We start from the raw sequence: 4,314 nt of genomic DNA, 5'->3' as shown, positions 1-4,314 counted from the left end.
CATTCCCTGAGCAGTTTCAGGTCTTAGGTATCCTTTCCTGCCATTTCCAGGGCCTATCTGGGTCTTGAACATGAGATTGAATTCATAGGCATTTCCCAGATCTCCTCCACATTCAGGGCACTTAACGCTGTTCTGTGCAATGATCTTATCCAGTTCTTCGTCACTGAGGCCATCTGCTTCTTCAACGATGTGCTTTATCAGGTGATCTGCTCTGAAAGCTTCTCCACATTGCTTACATTCGCAAAGGGGATCTGAAAAACCTCCTACGTGACCGGATGCTACAAACACCTCTTCAATTCCTATGGTAGGGCACTCGATCTCCATGAACCCTTCCTGGATAATGTATATTTCTCTCCATATCTGTTCTATTCTACGTTTTAAAGTGCTTCCCAGAGGCCCGTAATCATAGAATCCGGCTGTTCCTCCATACAGCTCGAAGGAGTTCCACAAGAATCCACGGCGTTTGGCCAGTTCTATTACCTGCTCATATCTATCCATAATGATCCTCAACAGTGATTATTAATCGTATGAATGTTATTCTATGATAGGACATCGATATTCCCATTGGATTTAACATTATCGAGGTTGTCATAGTCACTTTTCTTGTCAAAATATGTTCATAAAACAGGAACTCAAGTCCATAAAGCTTATATGCGTGGTCATATATACAAGGGAATAGGCAAGGCCGAAAGAAGCATTTTCATATCGTACCACCACCAACAATCATTTCAATGAGTCTTTTAAAAATCAATGGCCTTGCTTTACTCCTCTGAAAAAGCTTATTTTCTTATTACTATTTACTTTATCATGAGGAAATGTTAAATCTCTATACTGTGCATATTGGCAGAAAACCCCTTTGTTTCCACTGGAGAATAGAGTTAACTCTATCTGGTATATGTATTGTAAAAAAGTAAAAGTGAAGTGGTTCTTATTCTCCCAGTACTTCCTTTACTGTCATTCCATCATGAACGATTTTGGAGATATGGGATACAAGTTTTACCGGGTCTTCGGACTGGAATACATTCCTTCCGATGGCAACACCACTTCCTCCCGCCTGCAGGGAGTCATATACCATCTGAAGCAGTTGTCTCTCCGTGTCCATCTGTGGCCCGCCAGCTATAACAACAGGCACCGGACATCCTTCAACAACTTCCTTGAACGTTTCTATAGTTCCGGTATAATTTGTCTTGACAATATCGGCTCCCAGTTCAGCTCCAATGCGTGCTGCATGCTTCACGAACATGACGTCATGTTCCGAAGTGACCTTCGGTCCTCTGGGATACATCATGGCAATGAGTGGCATTCCCCATTCATCGCATGCCCTTGCAACAAACCCCAGATCCTTCAGCATCTGTGCTTCGTCATCAGCACCTACATTTATATGTACTGAAACCGCATCTGCACCGATCTTTATTGCTTCTTCCACTGTGGTCACCAAAACCTTGTGGTTGGGGTCCGGTCCCAGGGATGTAGAGGCAGAAAGGTGAATTATAAGTCCTACATCTCTTCCATATCCTCTGTGTCCATATCTGGGCAGTCCCATATGTCCAAGCACTGCATTAGCCCCTCCCTCTGCAACTTTGTTCACAGTAGCTGGGAGGTCTATTATGCCCCTGATCGGTCCTGCACCCACGCCATGGTCCATGGGTATGATTATAGTCTTTCCGGTGTTACGGTTGAAGATCCTTTCCATCCGTACGGATTTACCAATCTCGCTCATGACTTGTTATAATTGATTGAACATACATATTCTTTACGTAGCAACTATGTGCTCAGATGTTCTCATGCTGGTATTGGCCTTTATATCCTTCTTCCACTTCCGCATGCAGCTCGTAGAACAGCAGCTGTATGATACGCGCATTCTTGCGCACGTTGAAACCTTCAGGGTTATGCACCAGCAACATAGATTCACTTCTTCCTCTATAGCCGGAGTCCCATACGGCAGTACCTATGTTCACGCCGCATCGAAGCATTGTGGACCTGGGTCGTGCTATGGCGGCCAGGTCTTTCGGTATGTTGACTATCTCATTAAATACCACTTTGTAAGTTCCGGGAAGAAGATACACCCATCCGTCGTCATCGAATTCAAGGGGTCTGCTCAGTGGCAGCTTTCTGCAGGAATTATCAAAATCAATAGCTCCGGCTCCTTCCATCACTTCGACACGTTGCAATGTCATCTCTACACTATTGGGCTGGAGCTGCATCTCCATATCTATCATGTTTTCCATTAGTGGCAGCAGTGGAGGTTTTGCAAGTATTCTTTCTCTTAGTTCTTTCCTGGATAGAAGGGTCATGAGGCAGAATTGGCGTACTAGGTTATTAGAATATCGGGTGTTATTTAAAAGCAAACATTATGTTATCAGTAATGCTTATTTAACTAACCATTTAACTTAAATACATTAAATTTGTATTAATATATGGACGTGAGATAGGATGCCTGCAATAAAGGTCAGTTCATCTCTGACCTTTGCAGGTGCTATGTCGTGTCATAGATAGAATACTGGAGGAGACGTCATGATGAATAGCACATATCTTGTAAAGGAAGGCAACAGACCTGAGATCGTTTTTCGGGTCACCCTCAGCCCCGATGGAAAGACTTACATGAAAGAATATTCCCTTGTTTTCCCAAAGTACAGAACTGCCGATGTCCCACGTTATGACCCGTTGGCTCTTGCTGAGGTGCAGGCTAATGCAAAAACAGGTGATCTGGGTTATTGTGAGTTTATACCAGAAGCAGAGTGAATTTACCCGAGTATAAAAATATTTCTTCTAATTTTTATTTTTACTTCACTTTTTCCTTTTCTGGATTCCGGATCGAATTTAAATTTCTATGGTTCTCTTGTTGGTTCTGTTTCCCAATGGGCTTTTAACAAATTAAGAAACACTTCAATAACTTCTTATTCCCTATTATAGACCAAAGGAATCTTTATATATTTATATGGCAAATATTTAATTAAAGATTATAAAACGGGGGTACACTACTTGAAAGTTCAGCTATTGCCTACAAATATTCTACACTTTATATCATTTGCATATGCTTGAATCAAAATGTGATGTGCACTCAAGATCTTATATAGTCTCTAATTGAGGAGGTACAAATGCAACCCAAATTAAGTAGTTCTATCAATGTTCTGATAGTGTTGTCCTTTGTGATAATGACCGTAGGACTATCTTCAGCTGCCGACCTGAGTCAGTGGGCTTCAGGTGCCACTGCAAGCAGCGAGTACTCTGCCTCTGGTTGGTCAACAAACCAGGCTACAGGTGCGCCCAATACTGATAAGTGCGGAGATGTAAATACTGCCTGGGCTCCCCGCTCATCAGGTTCGGATCCGGAGTGGTTGAAGTTGTCGTTCACCACGCCTGTTATGGCTACAGGCATTCGTGTCCATGAGACCTATAATGCAGGATCCATATACCGTGTAGACCTTGTGGATACTTCGGGTCAGAGCCATACAGTATGGACCGGAACAGACAGCACTGCTTGTCCCGGCTGGTTCGAGATCACTTTCTCTAAAACTGAATATGCGGTGAATGGTGTTATCCTGCATACTAAGATAGCAGGCTGGGAGGAGATAGATGCAGTCGAGCTTATTGGGGACACTGATACCACCACAGTGCCGTCTTCAACTTCTGGTACATCTACTGATACTGTATCCACCACTACTTCGGCTGTTTCTCCAAGACAGTGGGCTTCAGGTGTCACTGCAAGCAGTGAATACTCCGCTTCTGGCTGGTCGGCAAACCAGGCCGCAGGTGCGCCTAATACCGATAAGTGCGGAGATATCAATACTGCCTGGGCCCCCCGCTCATCAGGTTCGGACCCGGAATGGTTGAATTTGTCTTTCGCAACGCCTGTCCAGGCTATAGGTGTACGTGTCCATGAGACCTATAATGCGGGATCCATATATCAGGTGGACCTTGTAGATACTTCTGGTCAGAGCCATACAGTATGGACCGGGACAGACAACACTGCTTGCCCCGGCTGGTTCGAGATCACTTTCCCCAAAACCGAGTATTCTGTAAGCAATGTTATCCTGCACACTAAAATAGCAGGTTGGGAAGAAGTGGATGCAGTCGAACTGCTGGGTGAGGGCGCTGGCGGGGCCGGTGCATCAGTTCCATCTTCGCCATCTTCTGTTGCGACTATAACATTCGAATCGCGTACGACACCCATGGGAAGTACTGTGCAGATCCCCATTACATTGCAAGGAGTTGCCGGTAACATTGGAAACATGGACCTTACTTTGCAATACGACCCGGCTGTTCTGGAAGCAAAGGAAGTTATGAACGGTCCACTTACCCAGAGTGCCATCT

Annotated in this window: 4 protein-coding genes and 1 pseudogene; 2 read left to right on the top strand and 3 right to left on the bottom strand. The window is 44.5% G+C overall.

Translation table 11 applies throughout. The features are described from left to right. The 3 genes and pseudogenes from AB7U21_RS10715 to AB7U21_RS10705 form a co-directional block, all read right to left on the bottom strand. Positions 1 to 498 (bottom strand): annotated as a pseudogene (locus AB7U21_RS10715) (glycine--tRNA ligase); the annotation flags it as partial. A gap of 430 nt (positions 499 to 928) precedes the next feature. After that, entirely contained in the window at positions 929 to 1,720 is a 792-nt protein-coding gene (locus AB7U21_RS10710) for a 2-amino-3,7-dideoxy-D-threo-hept-6-ulosonate synthase (RefSeq protein WP_333787392.1), read from the bottom strand. Positions 1,721 to 1,772: 52 nt separating this feature from the next. Beyond that, positions 1,773 to 2,294 (bottom strand): deoxyuridine 5'-triphosphate nucleotidohydrolase, encoded by a 522-nt coding sequence (locus AB7U21_RS10705; RefSeq protein WP_333787391.1) that lies wholly within the window; start codon positions 2,292 to 2,294, stop codon positions 1,773 to 1,775. Positions 2,295 to 2,514: 220 nt separating this feature from the next. Between AB7U21_RS10705 and AB7U21_RS10700 the strand changes: the two genes are divergently transcribed. Together AB7U21_RS10700 and AB7U21_RS10695 are read left to right on the top strand one after the other, a co-directional pair. Further along, the gene (locus tag AB7U21_RS10700; protein ID WP_333787390.1) at positions 2,515 to 2,742 is read left to right on the top strand and encodes a hypothetical protein; all 228 of its coding nucleotides are present in this window, start codon (positions 2,515 to 2,517) and stop codon (positions 2,740 to 2,742) included. A gap of 356 nt (positions 2,743 to 3,098) precedes the next feature. Further along, a partial coding sequence (locus AB7U21_RS10695; protein ID WP_428388936.1) for a cohesin domain-containing protein occupies positions 3,099 to 4,314 on the top strand: 1,216 nt, incomplete at its 3' end.

The organism is Methanomethylovorans sp. (assembly GCF_050177135.1).
Lineage (GTDB): Archaea > Halobacteriota > Methanosarcinia > Methanosarcinales > Methanosarcinaceae > Methanomethylovorans.
The sequence above is the reverse complement of the archived record's forward strand: the minus strand, read 5'-3'. Positions and strand labels throughout refer to the sequence as shown.

Excerpts from the sequence above, each read along its gene's own strand:
- AB7U21_RS10710 (WP_333787392.1), bottom strand. The coding sequence starts at position 1,720 with ATGAGCGAGATTGGTAAATCCGTACGGATGGAAAGGATCTTCAACCGT.
- AB7U21_RS10705 (WP_333787391.1), bottom strand. The coding sequence starts at position 2,294 with ATGACCCTTCTATCCAGGAAAGAACTAAGAGAAAGAATACTTGCAAAA.
- AB7U21_RS10700 (WP_333787390.1), top strand. The coding sequence starts at position 2,515 with ATGATGAATAGCACATATCTTGTAAAGGAAGGCAACAGACCTGAGATC.